Below are 16119 nucleotides of genomic sequence, written 5' to 3'. Positions count from 1 at the left end.
CGCCTAACCTGCACCCGTGAGCAGCGCGCTGGACCAGGTGGCGGTCGAGGGCCGGGAGGACGGGCGGCCGGGAGCCCCGGGCGGCGCCGTCCCCGGTGGGTCCGCAGGTCCCGCCGACGCCGCCGCCCGCGCCGCCACCCGCTCGCGCCGGGCGCTGCGGCTGCTCGGCGACCTGGCCCTCGTGCTCGCGGTCCTGCTGGCCGGTGTCGTCCTCCTCGGCGTCGAGCTGGACCCCGAGCTGGGCCCGCGCACCCGCGGCGACGCGGTGCTCGTCCTCGACCTGCTGCTCGGGGCGCCCGCGACCCTGGCCCTGCTGGCCCGCCGCCGCTGGCCCGTGGCGGTCGCCGCGGGGCTCACGGCTCTGTCGGTCCTGTCCACCGTCGCGGGCGCGGCGGCCGTCGTGGCGCTGTTCTCGGTGGCGGTGCGCCGCCGCTGGCCCGTCGTGGCGGCGGTCGCCGCGGGCACCGTGGCCGCGGCCGTCGCGCAGGCGCTGCTGTGGCCGGACCCGGTGGTCCCGCTGTGGGTGGTGGCGGTCCTGACACCGCTGCTCGTGCTGCCCGTCGTGGCCTGGGGCATGTACGCGCGCACCCGCCACCAGCTCGTCGCCTCGCTGCGCGAGCAGGCCGCCCGCGACCGGCGCGAGCACGCGCTGCGGGTCGAGCGGGCCCGCGACGCCGAGCGCGCGCGCATCGCCCGCGAGATGCACGACGTCCTGGCGCACCGGCTGTCCCTGGTCAGCATGCACGCCGGGGCCCTGGAGGTCGCCGCCGGCGAGGGGCGCGAGGACCTGGCCCGCGCGGCGGGCGTCGTGCGCGCGGGCGCCCACGAGGCGCTGGAGGACCTGCGCGGCGTGCTGGGCGTGCTGCGCGCCGGTGACGTGGCCCCCGCCGGGCGCGCGCAGCCGGTGCTGGCGGACCTGCCGGCGCTCGTCGCCGAGGCGCGCGCCGCCGGCACCCGGGTCGAGCTGCGCACCGACCTGCCCGACGGCGCCGTCCCGCCCGCCCTGCAGGGGCGCACGGCCTACCGGGCCGTGCAGGAGGGGCTGACGAACGCCCGCAAGCACGCCCCCGGCCACCGCGTCGTCGTCACCGTCGCGGGCGCGCCCGGCGGGGAGCTGGTGGTGGAGGTCGTCGACGCGCCGGACGGCGCGCTGCTCACGGGCGCGGCGAGCGCCCCGCCCGGCTCCGGGCTGGGGCTGGTCGGGCTGGCCGAGCGCCTCGACCTGGCCGGCGGCCGGCTCGAGCACGGCCCGCACGCGGGTGGGCACCGCCTGACCGCGCGCATGCCCTGGCCCGCGCCGGCCTGAGCCGGCCGCTCAGCCGCCCGCCGCGAGCGGCTCCACCACCGAGCCCTCGGCCGGGACGCCCCGCTCCCGCACCCGCGTCGTCCCGCGCCGCCGCTCGCGGTAGCCGGTGAACACCACCGGCAGGGCGCGCGCCGTCCACGGGTCCGGGCCGTCGGCCACCTGCAGGTGCACGTGCGGCTGGGTCGAGTTGCCCGAGTTGCCGCACTCGCCCAGCCGCTGCCCCGCGCGCACCTCCTGGCCGGGGACCACCCGCACCGACCCGCGGCGCAGGTGGACGAGGACGACGTGTGCCCGCCCGTCCGGCAGGCGCAGCACGACGTGGTTGCCCGCCACCGCGGCGGTCCCGGCGCGCACCCGGCCCGCCTGGGTCGCCGCGTACGCCAGCAGCGCGGGCGGCGAGCGCCGCGCCCCGTGGTCCTCCTCGCCGTCGTGGACCGCGACGACGACGCCCGCCGCGGGGGCGAGGACGGGCCGGCCGAAGGCGGCGAAGCGCTGCGGCGGCTCGGTGGCCAGCGCGGTGCGCCAGTCGCGGTGCGCGGCGTCGCGGCCGCGGGCGTCCACGCCCACGAAGTCGACCGCGTAGCGGGTGCCGAACAGGTCCGTGCCGTGGCTGGGCACGCGCCGGGCCGGGCTGTTGCGCACCCGCCACGGGCCGGTGAACGGCAGCGCCAGCGCCACCTCGTCCTCCGGCGGCCACGCAGGAGCGTCCCGGCCCGCCACGCGCGCCAGCGTAGGCCCGTGCGGCCGCCGGCGGCGGCTGCGGCGGCCCGGGGCGGCCGGTGCGGCCGGTGCGGCAGGATCGCCCGCGTGAGCGCCGACACCACGATCCCCGCCGACCTGCTGCCCGCCGACGGCCGGTTCGGCTCCGGGCCCAGCAAGGTGCGCCCCGAGCAGGTCGACGCCCTGGCGCGCGCGGGCCGCGCGGTGCTGGGGACCTCGCACCGGCAGGCGCCCGTGAAGTCGCTCGTGCGGCGGGTGCGGGAGGGGCTGGCGCAGCTGTTCTCGCTGCCCGAGGGGTACGAGGTGGTCCTCGGCAACGGCGGCAGCACCGCCTTCTGGGACGTGGCGACCCTGTGCCTGGTGCGCGAGCGGTCCCAGCACCTGGTGCTGGGGGAGTTCTCCGCCAAGTTCGCCGCGGCCGCGGCCGCGGCGCCGTTCCTGGCCGAGCCGGTCGTGGTGCGCGGCGAGCCGGGCACGCTGCCGCGCCTGGGCGCCGTCGCCGAGGGCGTGGACGCCGTCGCCTGGCCGCACAACGAGACCTCCACGGGCGTGGCCGCGCCGGTGCGCCGGCCCGACGGGCCCGGCCCCGCCGACGGCGGGCCCCTCGTGCTCGTCGACGCCACCTCCGGCGCCGGCGGTCTGCCCGTGGACGTCGCGCAGGCCGACGCCTACTACTTCGCCCCGCAGAAGGCGTTCGCCGCCGACGGCGGCCTGTGGGTGGCGCTGCTGTCGCCGGCGGCGCTGGAGCGGGTGGGGGAGCTGTCCCGCGGCGGCCGGTGGGTGCCGGCCTCGCTGGACCTGGCCACCGCGGTGGAGAACTCCCGCCGCGACCAGACGTACAACACCCCGGCCATCGCCACCCTCGTGCTCCTCGCCGAGCAGGTGGACTGGCTGCTGGGCAACGGCGGGCTGGACTGGGCCACCGCGCGCTGCGCGGAGTCGGCCGCGGCCGTCTACGCGTGGGCGGAGGCCAGCGACTACGCCAGCCCGTTCGTGGCCGAGGAGGCCGCGCGCTCGGCGGTCGTCGCCACCGTCGACCTGGACGCCTCCGTGGACGCCGGCGCCGTGCAGGAGGTGCTGCGCCGGCACGGCGTCGTCGACGTCTTCCCGTACCGCAGCCTGGGGCGCAACCAGCTGCGGTTCGGGCTGTTCCCGGCCGTCGACCCGGACGACGTGCGGGCCCTGCTGGCGTGCGTGGACCACGTCGCGGGGGCGTTGCGGAGGGGCTGAGGAAAGGCTGACCTGATTCCTGGGAAAGGGTGAGGCGCGCCTTCCCTACCTTTTCCCGGAAACGCCCCGGGAGGTGGCGGGGAATGCCCGGCGTCCATACCGTGGAACGCATGGCGACCGTGAACCTGGACCTCACCCCCATCCACCAGTGCTCCGTCAGCGGCTGCACCTTCAACGCCGACGTGAGCTGCCACGCCCCGGCCATCACGGTCGGCGACCACGGGCAGAACCACTGCGCGACCTTCCTCGGCATCCCCACCAAGCACCGCACCGCCCCCGAGGGGCACGTCGGTGCCTGCCAGCTCGCCGACTGCGTGCACAACGAGGACCTGACCTGCCACGCGCAGGCCGTCGAGGTCGGCGACGTGGGCGGCGAGACCCGCTGCCTGACCTACAGCGCGGCCTGAGCCGACCGGGCTGAGCGCCCCGGGCCCGGTGCTGGGACGATCCCCGCGTGGGACTGGGCGGCGGACGCGGCGAGCTGGACGACTACGAGTGGGTCCGGCTCTCCGACCTGCCCGCCGAGCCGGAGACGGCGCCGGACCCCGAGCCGGAACCCGAGCCGGCGCCGAGCGTCCTGGGTCCGGCCCTGCGCTCGCTGGTGCGCGAGTACCCCGTGTGGTCCGGCAGCGGGGTGACGCGGGTGCTGCTGGTCGACCTGGACAACCTGCGCGCCGAGCGCGGCCGCCTGCGCGCGCGCATGGAGCTGGTCGTCGAGCTGGCCCGCCAGGCCGACCACGTCGCCCTGGCCGGGCAGGTGGGGGCGGTGGCGCGGGCCCGCCCCTGGCTGGCGGAGTTCGCCGCCCGGGCCCTGGCCGTGGCCGACGGCGCCGACGTCGCCGACCACGCGCTGCTGGCCGCCGCGGAGGCCGTGCCCGGGCCCGTGGAGGTCCTGGTCGTCAGCAACGACGGGATCTTCGCCGACCTGGCCGACCGCGGGGAGCTGACGGTGCTGTCCCCGGGAGTGGACGCCCTCAGCGACCGCCTGCACGGGGCCGCGGACCTGCTCGTGGACCTCGCCGCCCTGGAGCGGCAGGCGCTGGCCGCCGCGCAGGACTGACGCGAGGGGCTGGCGGGAGGGTTCAGGCGCCCGCGCGCACGGCGTCCAGCTGCGGCGCCAGCCGGCGCGCCAGGACCGGCTCGACGCCCCACTGCGCGCACAGCGCGTCCAGCTCGGCCAGGTGCTCCGGTCGCGGGCCGCCCGTGCGCACCGCCCGCAGCAGCGCGTTGCGCGGGGTGTGCCGGGAGTCGACGAACTCCACCACCTCCACGCGGTAGCCGAGGACCTGCAGCACGAGCGCGCGCAGCGCGTCGGTGAGCACGTCGGCGAACCGCTCGCGCAGGATCGGGTGCCGCACGAGCGGCTCGCCCGCGTCCGCGCGCCCGGCGTCGGCGCGCGCGCCGGCGATCTGCCGCTGCACGTCGCGGTGGCAGCAGGGCGCGGCCAGGACGACGGGGGAGCCCCAGCGCACCGCGCGCGCCAGCGCGTCGTCGGTGGCGGTGTCGCAGGCGTGCAGCGCCAGGACCACGTCGGGCGCCTCGCCGTCGAAGGGGTCGGCGTCGACGATGGAGCCGACGGCGAAGGACAGCCCCGCCAGCCCCGCCTCGCCGGCCAGGCGCTCGCTGCGCTCCACGACGTCGGGGCGCACGTCCACGCCGACGGTGCGCAGTGCCGCGCCGTCCTCGCCGGCCCGCCCGGCCAGCCAGCGGTGCGCGGCGAAGGTCAGGTAGGCGTTGCCGCAGCCCAGGTCGACGGCGCGCAGCTCGCGCCCGGCGGCCGCGTCCAGCGCGCGCGGGGCCAGCGGGGCCAGCTGGCGCACGAACGCGTCGACCTGGCGCCGCTTGTCCCCGCCGGCGCCCAGCACCCGGAACAGCGGGTCGTCGGGGTCGACGAGCCGCTGCTTGGTGCGGTCGTGCGCCTGCGGGCCGGCCTGCACGGCGCGGCGGCTGGTGGCCGAGCGGTGCACCTGCGCCTCGCCGCGCTTGGTGACGCGCAGCTGCAGCACCTGTGAGGACGTCTCGACGTGGAAGTTGCCGAACGGCTGCGCCAGCAGGTCGTCCACGGCGGCCGCGGCGCGCTCGCCCAGCGGGGCGTTGACGGTGCTGACGACCGGCCCGGTGCGCGAGACCAGCTGCAGGTGCGGGCCGGCGCGCAGGGCGACGGGGCGCACCTCCACGCGCTCGGCGGCGGGCGGCTCCACCCCGCGGCGGCGCCCGGCGGCCACGGCCCGCACGAGGTCGTCGGGGGCCAGCAGCAGGGCGCGCACGTCGGCGAGGGCGGTGGCGAGGTCGGACACGGGCACCGCCCCATCCTCCCCCCGCCCGCGGGGCTCCCGGGACGCTGCTCAGCAGGCCGCTCAGGCGGCCGCGGCGTCCCGCTCGTCGCGGCCGGCGGCGGGCACGACGGTCAGGTGCGGGCGCTCGCGCAGCCGGTAGCGCACCCGCACGCGGGCGTGGCGCGCGAAGTACGCCGCGGCCAGGACGGCGACGAGCAGGGAGGGGACCGAGCCGGCCAGGATCGACCACTCGGCGCCGAAGCGGGTGCCCATCCAGCCCACGAACGGCCCGCCGACGACGGTGCCGCCCTGGAACAGCGCCATGTAGATCGCCATGACCCGCCCGCGCACGGCCGGCTCGGTGCTCATCTGCACCGTCGCGTTGGCCGAGGTCATGAGCGTCAGCGAGGCCAGGCCCATGAACGGCAGCACGAGCAGGTACAGCTCGTAGGTGGGCATGAGCGCGGCGACGGTGGCGGTGACGCCGAAGGCGGCGGCGGCGCCGAACACCAGGCGGTAGCGGGGCCGCTCGCGGCGCGCGGCCAGCAGCGCCCCGGCCAGCGAGCCGACGGCCAGCATGGTGCTGGCGAACCCGGCCGCGGCCGCGTCGCGCTCGAACTTCACCCCGGTCATGAGGACGCTGGTGAGCTGGAAGTTCAGCCCGAACGTGCCCACGACGCCGACGAGGGCGAACACCGCGACGAGGTCGGGGCGGGCCAGCACGTAGCGCACGCCCTCGCGCATGCGGCCGGCCCCGCGCCCGGGCCGCTCCTCGGCGGGCACCTCGGCCGGGCGCATGAGCGCCAGGCACAGCAGCGGCGCGGCGAAGGTGGCGGCGTTGACGAGGAACACCGGTCCGGTGCCGATCCAGGCGATGAGCAGCCCGGCCGCGGCGGGCCCGAGCAGGCGGGCGGCGTTGAAGGACGCCGAGTTCAGGCCGACGGCGTTGGACAGGTCCTCGCGCGGGACGAGCTGGCTGACGAAGGTCTGGCGCACCGGGCCGTCGATCGCGGAGGCGACGCCGAGCAGGAGGGCGAAGACGTACACGTGCCACAGCTGCGCGGCGCCGGAGACGACGAGCGCGCCGAGGGCGGCGGCCAGCAGCGCCATCGCGGTCTGCGTGAACATCAGCGTGCGGCGCTTGGGGAAGCGGTCGGCGATGGTGCCGGCCAGCGGCGCCAGCAGCAGGATCGGCCCGAACTGCAGGCCGGTGGTGATGCCGCCGGCGGTGCCCGAGCCGTCGGTCAGGACCGTGATGACGAGCCAGTCCTGGGCCACGCGCTGCATCCAGGTGCCGGTGTTGCTGACGATCGCGCCGGAGGCCCACAGGCGGTAGTCGCGGTGGCGCAGGGAGCGGAAGGTCTGGTTCACGCGGGTGCGACCACCTCGCGCAGCAGGCGCGCGGCCTCGGCCAGCACCTCCCGCTCGGCGGGGGACAGGTGCTGCAGCCGCGCGGCCAGCCAGGCCGTGCGGGCGGCGCGGGTGGCCTCGACGGTGGCGCGGCCGGCGGGGGTGGCGCTCACGAGCACCTGGCGCCGGTCGGTGGGGTGGGCGGTGCGCTCGAGCAGCCCGGCGCCCTCCAGGGCGGCCAGCGTGCGGGTCATCGACGGCGCGCGCACGTGCTCGGCCTCGGCGAGCTCACCAGGGGTGCGCGGGCCGTGCGTGTGCAGGTGGGCCAGGACGGAGAACTGCGCGTCGGACAGCTCGTCGTCGCTCTTGGTGGCGCGCAGGCGGCGGGCGGTGCGCAGCACGGCGACGCGCACGTCGGCCGCGAGCGCTCCCACGTCCGTCCCCGCGTCCGTCCCCGCGTGCGCCGCCGCGCCGCCACCGGGCGCCGGGGGGTCGCTGGTGGAGGTGGTCACCCGACCACGCTACTCCTTAGCCAGGCTAAGTGCCATCAGCAACCATCACTGGTCGGGTACCGCGGACCCTGCACGGGGCGTTACAGTCACTCACGTTGAGTAGTTCCACGGGTCGGTGGTGGACGGGGGCGAGCGGTGAGCAGGACGACGGCGGCCGCGACACGGGTGCGCGCTGCGGCGGCGCAGCTCCGCGCGGCGACCACCCCGGGCACGGGCAGCCCCGGGACCACCGGCGCGACGGCGACCGCGCACCAGCGCCTCGCGGCCTGCGCCGACCCCGCCGTGCTCGCCGAGCTCCTCGTGGTCGAGGTGGAGCGGGCCGGGTACCGCCGCGTCCTGCTCGTCGAGCCCGTCGCCCGCTCCCGCGAGCGCGAGCTGGAGGTCCTGGCCGCCCGCGGCGACCTCCTGCTCGTGCCCGGCCGCCGCTTCCCCGGCGCGGACCTGGTCCGCCAGGGACCCGCGGCCGTCCTCGACCTCCTGCCGGGCGACCCCTCGACCCCGCGCCTGGCCGTCTGGAGCCCGCCCGGCGTCCCGGACGCCGCGGACCGCGTGAGCGTCCTGGTCGCCGTCGCGGGCGCCTGCTGGCGGGCGCTGCGCTCCGCCGCCGAGGCCCGCGACCTGACCCGCGAGCTGCAGTGCACGCAGGCCCTGCTCGGCGGCTCGGTGCACCTGGCCGGGCTGGGGTCCTGGACGTGGGACCCCGCCGGCGGCGTCGTCCGGCTCGACGAGCGGATGCGCCAGATGGTCGGCCTGGCCGCCACCGGGCCCGACGTCGACCTGGACACCTGGCGCGCGTGGGTCCACCCGGAGGACCGCGCCCCCTTCACCGGTGTCGAGGACCCCGCGGGCCACCCCGCCGGCCACCTCGGGCGCTCGGCCCCCTACCCGTTCCGCGTGCGCTGCCCCGACGGCGCCGAGCGCACCTTCATCGGTGTCAGCGTCCCCCTGGGCGCCGGCGGCGCCACCGTGCGCGGTCTCGTGCTGGACGCCGACGCCTCCGACCGCACCACCGGCGAGCTGGTGCGCCTGGCCCAGTGCGACGCGCTGACCGGCCTGGCCAACCGCGCCGTCCTGGACGCCCGGCTGGCCGAGGCCCTCGAGCACGCCGGGCCCGGGCGCGCCGTCGCCCTCGTCCTGCTCGACCTGGACCGCTTCAAGCTCGTCAACGACACCCTGGGCCACCAGGTCGGCGACGCGCTGCTGCGCCAGGTCGCCGCCCGGCTGGAGGAGGCCGCCCCCACCGGCGCCACCCTGGCGCGCCTGGGCGGCGACGAGTTCGTGCTCATGGTGCCCGGGGTGGACAGGCCCGACGCGGTGCCCGTCATGGCGCAGAGCCTGCTGCGCCGGCTGCGCGCGCCCATCGCCCTGCCCGGCCTGGCCGAGCCGTTCGTGTGCACCAGCTCCGCCGGCGTCGCCGTCGGGCACGAGGGCACCAGCGACGAGCTGTTCCGCAGCGCCGACATGGCCCTCTACCGGGCCAAGGACGCCGGCCGCGACCGCGTCGCCGTCTACGACCGCGTCATGCGCGAGGACGCCGAGTCGCGCCGCCAGGCCGAGCACCGCGTGCGCCGGGCGCTGCGCACCGACGGCCTGCGCGTGGTGTGGCAGCCCATCGTCGACCTCCGCGACGAGCGGCTCGTGGCCGCCGAGGCGCTCGTGCGCCTGCACGACCCCGTCGAGGGCGTCCTGGAACCCGGCTGCTTCGTCGACACCGCCGAGGACACCGGCCTCATCGTCGACGTGGACTCCTGGGTGCTGGGCGAGGTCCTGCGCCAGCTGCGCGAGTGGCGGCGCGAGGGCGTCGGGCTGCAGGTCAGCTTCAACGTCTCCGGCAAGACGCTGGAGCACCCCGCCTTCGCGCACCGGCTGGCCCACAGCGTCGAGGCCACCGGCGCCGCCGGCTCCTCCCTGCTGGCCGAGGTCACCGAGCGCACCCTCATCGACCTGTCGACGGCCACGCGGGCCAGCCTGGGCGAGCTGCGCAGCGTCGGCGCCCGCGTCGGCCTCGACGACTTCGGCACCGGGTACTCCTCGCTGTCCTACCTGGACCGCTTCCCCCTCAGCTTCCTGAAGATCGACATGTCGTTCGTGCGGCCGCTGGGGCAGTCCGCGCGCGCCGACGCCGTCGTCGAGGCGCTCATCGCGCTGGCCCACGCGCACGGGATGGTCGTCACCGCCGAGGGCGTGGAGACCGAGCTGCAGGCGCGGACCCTGCGCGAGATGGGCTGCGACCGCGCGCAGGGCTGGCTGTTCGGCCGCCCCGTGCCGGCCGCCGCCCTGGCCCTGCCGCCGCGCTGAGGGCCCGGCCCGGCGCGGCGGCCCGCCGACCGCCTCAGTCCTCGCGGCGCTTGTACCCGAAGAAACCCCGCTTGACGATGGTGGAGGCGACCTCCTCGGGCACCATCGACTCCCAGCTGTCGTCCCCGGCCGCGATGCGGCGCAGCACGTCCCGGCTGAGGATCGGCAGGTACTCGGGCCGGTAGTTGTCCAGGTGCACGAAGCTGCCGCGGCGGGCCAGGTAGTCGAACAGCGGCCGCAGCTCGTCGGACACCTCCATGTCCTCCACCGTGACCGTCTCGCCGGTCCCCTGGTCCTGCATGGGGTACACGAACAGCTTCAGGTCGTTCTTGAACAACCTGCCGAAGCTCTCCAGGATCCCGCCGCGCATGTGCGCGTGGTTCTCCTCGTCGAAGAGGTTCACCAGGCTCGGGACGCCCATGACGATGCCGATGCGCTCCTTGGTGCGCTGCTGGAGGTAGTCGGCGAGGCGGTTGTACTCGTAGTAGTCCGTGATGAGGGTCGTCATGCCGCACGCGCCGAGCAGGTCGGCGCGGGCCAGGAAGTCGCGGCGGTCCACCGTGTCGCCGGCCGCGCGCAGGTTCCGCATCGTCAGCTCGCACAGCGCCAGCACGGGCGTGTCCCCGACGTCGCCCTGCCGGAACTTCTCCTCGGCCGAGGTGAGCATGTCGACGTTGACGACCGTCGGGGGGCGGAAGCTGCCGCGCTCGACCAGGACCGCGCGCTTGCGCAGCGCCTCCGACGGCTGCAGCACCTCCCCGTCGGGCCCGAACATCGCCACGCCCGACAGGCCCAGCTGCACCAGCTGCAGCGCCATCACCCGGTTGTCCACGTGCCGGAACTCGATGCCGCGGAACTGGACGAGGTCGATCTCGATGCGCCCGGTGGACAGCTTGTCCAGCAGGCTGGCCACGACCTGGTCGGGCTCGTGGCGCTCGAAGAACGCCGCGTGCAGCAGGTTCACCCCGACGATGCCCAGGGCCTCCTGCTGCAGGCTCGCGTCGTCGTCGAGCATCCGCACGTGCAGCACGATCTGGCTGGGCTCGTCGTGGGGGTGGGCCTGGAACCGCACCCCCATCCAGCCGTGGCACTCGTTGCCGCCGCGGTAGCTGCGGGCCACGACGGTGTCGGCGAAGGCGAAGAAGCAGGTGTCGTCGCCGCGCGCGTCGCTGAGGCGCTCCACGTTCAGGGACAGCTCGTGCTGCAGCATCGCCTGCAGGCGCCCCAGGGACACGTAGCGGTCGGACTTGCCGTACACGGCGTCGCTGACGGCCATGTCGTAGGCCGACATCGACTTGGCCACGGTCCCGGCGGCGCCGCCGGCGCGGAAGAACCAGCGCGCCACCTCCTGGCCCGCGCCGATCTCGGCGATCGTCCCGTACCAGCGGGGGTCCAGGTTGATCCGCAGGGCCTTCTGCAGCGTGTCGGCGGCGATCTCCACGGGGGTCCCTCCGGGGCTGGGTGGCGTCCGTCCTCCCATCCTGGAGGTCCGGTCGCGCCCTGTCACCCCGTGTCACCCCCGGGGTGCGCCCCTCAGCCGCGCGCGCGGTGCACGTGCGCGGCGTCGGCCTGCGCGACGGGGCGCACCACGACCTTGTCGACGTCCACGTGCGGCGGGCGCGTCACCGCGAACGCGACGATGTCCGCGACGTCCTCGGCGCTCAGCGGGGTCAGCCCCTCGTACACCTTCGCCGCCGCCTCCTCGCTGCCCAGGCGGACGAGCGAGAACTCCGTCTCCACCATCCCCGGCGCGACCTCCGTGACGCGCACCGGCTCGCCCAGCAGCTCCAGGCGCAGCGTGCGGCACAGCGCGTTCACCCCGTGCTTGACGGCCGTGTACCCGCCCCCGCCGGGGTACACCTCGAAACCCGCGATGGAGCCCAGGACGACGACGTGGCCGTTGCCGCCGCGCCTCATCGCCGGCAGCAGCGCCTGGTGCACGCGCAGCACGCCGACGACGTTCACGTCGTACATGCGCTGCCAGCCCTCCGGGTCGCCGTCCTCGACGCGGTCGGTGCCGAACGCCCCGCCCGCCGAGTGCACGACGACGTCGACCTCCGGCACCGCCTGCGCCAGCGCCGCCACCGACGCCGGGTCGGTGACGTCCAGCTGCACGGCGCGCCCGCCGACCTCCGCGGCCAGCTCCTCGCAGCGCTCCACGCGCCGGGCCGCGGCGACCGTGCGGAACCCGGCCGCGGCCAGGGCCCGCACGGTCGCGGCGCCGATGCCGCTGCTGGCGCCGGTGACGAGGGCGGTGCGGGGACGGGCCGCGGTGTCGCTCATGCGGCCATCCCAGCAGACGCCACCGCCGCCGCGGAACCCGCCCGCACGTCCGCCGGCCGCAGCAGCGCGCCGTACAGCTCCTCGAACCGCGCCAGGGTCGCGGCCAGGTCGTGCGCGGCGGCCACCTCGCGGCTGCACCGGCCCATCCGCGCCGCCCGCGCCGCCGCGCCGGCGCCCAGGAGAGCGCCCAGCCGGTCGGCCAGGACCGCCGGCTCGCCGTGCGGGAACAGGTGCCCGTTGCGGCCCTCGTGCACCAGGTGCGGCAGCGCCCCCGCGGCCACGCCCAGCACCGGCAGCCCCGAGGCCATCGCCTCGAGCACCACCAGGCTCTGCAGCTCCGCGGTGCCCGCGTTGACGAACGCGTCCGCCGCCGCGTAGGCGGCGGGCAGGTCCTCCTCGGGCACGAAACCGGTGGTGACGACGCGGTCGGCGACCCCGGCGCGCGCGGCCCGCGCCAGCAGCCCGCGGCGCTCGGCGCCGTCACCCACCAGCAGCAGCTGGGCGTCCAGCTCCGGGCGCGCGCGGTGCAGCAGCGCCAGCGCGTCCACGAGCTCGTGGACGTTCTTCTCCGGCGCCAGCCGGCCCACGTAGGCGAACGTGGGGCGGTCCGGGACGCCGTAGCGGGTGCGGAACACCCGCCGCCGCGAGCCGTCGGCGTCGGGGGAGAACCGCGACAGGTCCAGCCCGCACGAGACCGGCAGCACGGGGCCCGGGACCCCCGAGGACTCCGCGAGCCGGGCCGCGAACGGGGTGGGGGCGGTGACCACGTCGGCGCCGGCGAACACCCGCGCCGCGTCCGCCCACGCCCACGCGTGCAGGCGCCGCTGGGCGCGCGCGCCCAGCGGGACGTGGTGGGTGAGGTTCTCCGGCATGAAGTGGTTCGTGGCCACGACGGGGACCCCGGCGCGCCGGGCCGCGGCCACGGCCGCGCGGCCGAGCAGGAAGTGGCTCTGCACGTGCACCACGTCGGGCCGCACCCGCCGCAGCACGGCGTCCACGGCGCGGCCCAGGCCGGCGGGCGGGCAGAACCGCAACCCCGTCCCGCCGGCCACGACGGGCAGCGCGCGGACCCGGTGCTCGACGAGCGCGCGGCCCGGTGCGACGGCGACGACGGCGGACCCGCTGCGCCAGCGGCGGGCCGGGGCCAGGACGTGCACCTCGTGGCGGGCCGTCAGCCCGGCGGCGAAGCGCTGCGCGAACGTCGAGGCGCCGTTCACGTCGGGAGAGTAGGTGTCGGCGACGACGAGGACCTTCACGGTGTTCTCCCGGGGTCGGGGGTCTCCCGGCGGGGCCGCCGGTACCTGCGATCCCACCGCCCGGGACCGGGCCCCGTCGTCGCCCGCGGGAGGTGTTCCCGCGTCCGTCACCGGGGCGACGCCGGACGTCCGCCGTGCCTCCCCGGTACCGCCCGCGTACTCCCGGGGTACTGCTCCACCGGGTCCAGCGGCCGGGGTCAGCGGCCGGGGCCGACCAGCCCGGTCTCGTACCCCAGCACCACCGCCTGCACGCGGTCGCGCAGGCCCAGCTTCGTCAGCACGCGGCTGACGTGCGTCTTGGCCGTCTGCTCGGCGATGACCAGCTCGGCGGCGATCTCGCCGTTGGACAGGCCCCGCGCCACCAGCCGCAGCACCTCCAGCTCGCGCGGGGTCAGCCCCTCCAGCGCCGCGGCCGCCGCCGGCGGCGCGGGCCGCTCCTGGTGCCGCACCCAGTGCTCCACCAAGCGCCGCGTCACCGCGGGCGCCAGCAGCGCGTCGCCGGCCGCGACCCGGTGCACGGCGTGCACCAGCTCGGGCGCCGTGGCGTCCTTGAGCAGGAACCCGCTGGCGCCGGCGCGCAGCGCCTCGAAGACGTAGTCGTCCACGTCGAACGTCGTCAGCACCAGCACCTTCGGGTGCGGGCCCGCCCCGCCCAGCAGCCGCCGGGTGGCCTCCAGGCCGTCCAGCACCGGCATCCGCACGTCCATCAGCACCACGTCGGGGCCGGTGCGCGCCACGACCTCCAGCGCCCGCGCCCCGTCCGCGGCCTCGCCCACGACCTCGATGCCCGGGTGCGCGCCCAGCAGCGCGGTGAACCCCGCGCGGATCATCGCCTGGTCGTCCACGACGACCACGCGGACCGCGCCCGACCCCGGCTCCGCGCCCGTCCCCGGTCCCACGCTCACGCCCCCTCCCGCCGCGCCGTGCGCGGCACCTCCGCGACCACCCGCCACCCGCCGTCCGGCAGCGGCCCGGCACCGACCCGGCCGCCCAGCAGGGACGCACGCTCCCGCATCCCCACCAGCCCGTGGCCACCGCCCTCCCCGGCGTCCCCGGTCTCCGCCCGCGCGCCGCGCGCGTCCGGGGCGGGGGCGTTGACGACCTCCACGCGCACCAGCCCCGGCGGGGTCCCCACCCGCACGTCCACGGCCGCGCCCGGCGCGTGCCGCACCACGTTGGCCAGCGCCTCCTGCACGATGCGGTGCACCACCAGGCCCGTGCCCGGCCCCAGGTCGTCCAGGCCCCGGCCCCCCGCCACCTCCAGGTCCACCCGCGAGCCGGTGCGCCGCACCCCCGCGCACAGCTCCTCCAGCCCCGCCACCAGGCCCTCCCCGCCCGGCTGCGGGGCCAGCAGCACCGCCTGCGACTCGTCGCGCAGCACCGCCAGCTGGCCGCGCATCTCCCGCAGCGCGCTGCGCGCCTGCGCCGCGATGTCCTCGAACTCCGCCCGCACCGCCTCGTCCAGGCCCGGCAGCCGGTAGGCGGCCGTGGTCGCCTGCACCTGCACCACCGACATGCTGTGCGCCACCACGTCGTGCAGCTCGCGCGCGATGCGGTTGCGCTCCTCCACCAGCACCCGGCGCGCCTGCTCGGCCTCGCGGTCCCGGCGGTAGCGCTCCACGACGCCGCGGGTGCGCCACCAGTGCCCGGCCGCGCCGCCCAGCGCCAGCGCGGCCGCCGTGTTCGACGACCACACCGCCAGCACCTCCGCCTCCACCTCCCGGGCCCTCCCGTAGGCCTCGGGCAGGCTGCCCAGCACGGCCGCCGACAGCACGACCAGCGTCACCGACCCCCACCAGCCCAGCAGGGCGGGGCGCCAGCGCCCGCCGACCCCCAGCACGGCCAGCGTCGCGCACGCCGTCAGCAGCGTCGGCACCGTCCACGGCCACGGGCTGACGTCCGTCGCCGCGACCAGCGGTGTCAGGGCCGTGGCCAGCAGCAGCGCGGCCACGGCCGCCCGGGGCCGCGCGTGCGCCAGCGGCACCGCCCCCGCGGCCAGCGTCGTGACGAGCGCGGCCGGCACCAGCGGGGCGTCGTGCACGCCGCTGAGCACCGGCAGCGCGACGCTGGCCAGGACGACGGCCAGGCCCGTCAGCAGCGGCCACGGCAGCAGCAGCCGGGCCAGCCGCTCCCGGCGCACCCGCGCCCGCTCGCGGCGCTCCCGGTGCGCGGCCCGCCACCGCTGCCGGCGCTCGCGCCAGCGCCGCCGCCGCGCCCCGCCGCCCGCCGGGTCGCCGGCCGGGTCGCCGGCCCGCTCACGCCGCCGCACGCGCCACCCCCCGCCGTCCCGCCGCGGAGCGTGCCCGCAGCACGAGCGCCCGCACCGCCAGGACGCTCCCGCCCAGCGCCAGCCCGGCCAGCGGCGCCGCCCACCAGTGCTCCAGCACCGCCTGCGCGTGCCGGCCGGCCAGCACGCCGAGCGCCACCAGCGCCCCGGCCCGCACCGCCGTGCACACCGCGTTCCAGCCCAGCACCCGGTGGAACGGCACCCCCGCCAGCCCGGTGGCCAGGAACGCCGGCACCGCGCCCACGTCGACGAGCTTGGCGCCCACCACGAGGGAGCCCAGGTGCTCGTGCGCCCGGCGCGACAGCCGCTCGCGGCGCTCGCCGTGCAGGCCCAGGCGGTGCAGCCAGCGCGCCGCCCGCGGGTGGTGACCGGCGCGGCCCACGGCGAACAGCAGGCTGTCGGCCACCAGGTCCGCGCCCACCGCCAGCAGCCACACCGCGAGCAGCGACGCGTGCCCGGCTCCGGCGAGCGCACCGCCGACGACCGTGGCCACCGGCCCCTCCAGGACCATCGCCAGCAGCAGGGCCGCGTACGTCCAGGCACCCGCCCCCGTCTCGAGCCCCGACGACAGCGCCGCCCCGACCTGCGTCCAGACCTCCAC

15 protein-coding genes are annotated in these 16119 nt (G+C 77.7%); 5 read left to right on the top strand and 10 right to left on the bottom strand.

Annotated elements, in window-relative coordinates; all coding sequences use genetic code 11:
* The first annotated feature begins 16 nt into the window (after positions 1-16).
* Positions 17-1306, top strand: a complete 1290-nt coding sequence (locus ACRYMY_RS04530) for a sensor histidine kinase (protein WP_432546076.1) — start codon at positions 17-19, stop codon at positions 1304-1306.
* Positions 1307-1315: 9 nt separating this feature from the next.
* Here the strand turns inward: ACRYMY_RS04530 and ACRYMY_RS04525 are convergent, their stop codons facing one another.
* On the bottom strand, positions 1316-2026 hold the full coding sequence (locus ACRYMY_RS04525; protein ID WP_432546075.1) for a M23 family metallopeptidase: 711 nt from the start codon (positions 2024-2026) through the stop codon (positions 1316-1318).
* Between the two features lie 78 nt (positions 2027-2104).
* On the opposite strand from ACRYMY_RS04525, the gene serC reads away from it, so the two are divergent.
* The 3 genes from serC (at position 2105) to ACRYMY_RS04510 (ending at position 4316) form a co-directional block, all read left to right on the top strand.
* Complete coding sequence (gene serC, locus ACRYMY_RS04520) at positions 2105-3256, top strand: phosphoserine transaminase (RefSeq protein ID WP_432546108.1); 1152 nt, start codon at positions 2105-2107, stop codon at positions 3254-3256.
* A gap of 110 nt (positions 3257-3366) precedes the next feature.
* Positions 3367-3663, top strand: coding sequence for a DUF1540 domain-containing protein (locus ACRYMY_RS04515; protein WP_369052411.1), 297 nt, complete (start codon positions 3367-3369; stop codon positions 3661-3663).
* Positions 3664-3710: 47 nt separating this feature from the next.
* A complete protein-coding gene (locus ACRYMY_RS04510; RefSeq protein WP_432546074.1) occupies positions 3711-4316 on the top strand; it encodes a hypothetical protein in 606 nt (201 codons plus the stop codon).
* 22 nt (positions 4317-4338) lie between these two features.
* On the opposite strand, the gene ACRYMY_RS04505 is transcribed toward ACRYMY_RS04510, so the two are convergent.
* From ACRYMY_RS04505 to ACRYMY_RS04495, 3 genes are read right to left on the bottom strand one after another with little or no spacing between them, the layout of a single operon-like run.
* On the bottom strand, positions 4339-5559 hold the full coding sequence (locus tag ACRYMY_RS04505; protein WP_432546073.1) for a class I SAM-dependent methyltransferase: 1221 nt from the start codon (positions 5557-5559) through the stop codon (positions 4339-4341).
* A 54-nt stretch (positions 5560-5613) separates the two neighbouring features.
* On the bottom strand, positions 5614-6903 hold the full coding sequence (locus ACRYMY_RS04500) for an MFS transporter (RefSeq protein ID WP_432546072.1): 1290 nt from the start codon (positions 6901-6903) through the stop codon (positions 5614-5616).
* The gene (locus ACRYMY_RS04495) at positions 6900-7394 is read right to left on the bottom strand and encodes a MarR family winged helix-turn-helix transcriptional regulator (protein WP_432546071.1); all 495 of its coding nucleotides are present in this window, start codon (positions 7392-7394) and stop codon (positions 6900-6902) included. The genes ACRYMY_RS04500 and ACRYMY_RS04495 overlap by 4 nt, the downstream gene beginning before the upstream one ends.
* A gap of 135 nt (positions 7395-7529) precedes the next feature.
* On the opposite strand from ACRYMY_RS04495, the gene ACRYMY_RS04490 reads away from it, so the two are divergent.
* A complete protein-coding gene (locus tag ACRYMY_RS04490; RefSeq protein ID WP_432546070.1) occupies positions 7530-9692 on the top strand; it encodes a putative bifunctional diguanylate cyclase/phosphodiesterase in 2163 nt (720 codons plus the stop codon).
* Positions 9693-9726: 34 nt separating this feature from the next.
* Here ACRYMY_RS04490 and ACRYMY_RS04485 read toward each other — a convergent pair whose 3' ends face one another.
* The 6 genes from ACRYMY_RS04485 to ACRYMY_RS04460 all read right to left on the bottom strand — a co-directional run bounded on the left by ACRYMY_RS04485 (position 9727) and on the right by ACRYMY_RS04460 (position 16119).
* Positions 9727-11133, bottom strand: a complete 1407-nt coding sequence (locus ACRYMY_RS04485) for a TonB-dependent receptor (RefSeq protein ID WP_432546069.1) — start codon at positions 11131-11133, stop codon at positions 9727-9729.
* Between the two features lie 92 nt (positions 11134-11225).
* Positions 11226-11975, bottom strand: a complete 750-nt coding sequence (locus tag ACRYMY_RS04480; protein ID WP_432546068.1) for an SDR family NAD(P)-dependent oxidoreductase — start codon at positions 11973-11975, stop codon at positions 11226-11228.
* Positions 11972-13231, bottom strand: coding sequence for a glycosyltransferase (locus tag ACRYMY_RS04475; RefSeq protein ID WP_432546067.1), 1260 nt, complete (start codon positions 13229-13231; stop codon positions 11972-11974). Before ACRYMY_RS04475 ends, ACRYMY_RS04480 begins: the two co-directional genes overlap by 4 nt.
* 197 nt (positions 13232-13428) lie before the next feature.
* Positions 13429-14136 (bottom strand): response regulator, encoded by a 708-nt coding sequence (locus tag ACRYMY_RS04470; RefSeq protein ID WP_432546066.1) that lies wholly within the window; start codon positions 14134-14136, stop codon positions 13429-13431.
* Positions 14133-15500 (bottom strand): sensor histidine kinase, encoded by a 1368-nt coding sequence (locus tag ACRYMY_RS04465; RefSeq protein ID WP_432546065.1) that lies wholly within the window; start codon positions 15498-15500, stop codon positions 14133-14135. The genes ACRYMY_RS04470 and ACRYMY_RS04465 overlap by 4 nt, the downstream gene beginning before the upstream one ends.
* Complete coding sequence (locus tag ACRYMY_RS04460) at positions 15487-16119, bottom strand: DedA family protein (RefSeq protein WP_432546064.1); 633 nt, start codon at positions 16117-16119, stop codon at positions 15487-15489. The genes ACRYMY_RS04465 and ACRYMY_RS04460 overlap by 14 nt, the downstream gene beginning before the upstream one ends.

This window comes from Kineococcus haloalkalitolerans, from assembly GCF_050871905.1.
Taxonomy (GTDB): domain Bacteria; phylum Actinomycetota; class Actinomycetes; order Actinomycetales; family Kineococcaceae; genus Kineococcus.
Note: the sequence above shows the minus strand (reverse complement) of the source record. Positions and strands in the feature narration are given on the sequence as shown.